This window comes from Xenorhabdus santafensis (assembly GCF_033949405.1).
Lineage (GTDB): Bacteria > Pseudomonadota > Gammaproteobacteria > Enterobacterales > Enterobacteriaceae > Xenorhabdus > Xenorhabdus santafensis.
Window position 1 is genome coordinate 1 of sequence record NZ_VCDN01000232.1, and the last position, 417, is coordinate 417.

General features: G+C 56.8%; 1 protein-coding gene. It reads right to left on the reverse strand.

Annotated elements, in window-relative coordinates:
* Positions 1 to 417 (reverse strand): RHS domain-containing protein (locus FE392_RS20025; protein WP_319931881.1); only part of this gene is annotated, 417 nt, incomplete at both ends.

A 417-nucleotide genomic window follows, 5' to 3' on the forward strand; every position in this document is an offset into this window, starting at 1 on the left:
TTTCCGCTTTTCCCCATGTACTCAGCCGTTGAGCCCAGACCAGCGTGCCGTTTTCGTTGAGCATTTCCCGCACAGTACCCTGATGGTCACTTACCACGTAATGCAGTTTGCCTTTTTCAAAGCGGGCAGACGGTGTAAGCGCCCCCGGCTCATACAACCAGCGCACGCGGCTGTCCAGCGCCAGCGAGCCATCGGCGTAAACCGGTGTTTCCTCAATCAACTGATCGCCACTCCACAGGTATTCCTGCCCGTAAATGGCTGTGCTACGCGGGGTGAGATCCGGTTTGCCGTCCAGCCAGCGTTGCAGGTTGGTTGCCGTCAGCTTGCCGTCAAGCACTTTGAGCTTGCGTATTCTTCGCCCAAAAGCATCGTATTGATAGTGCCAACGGGAGCCGTCCGGGGTTTCACAATGGGTGA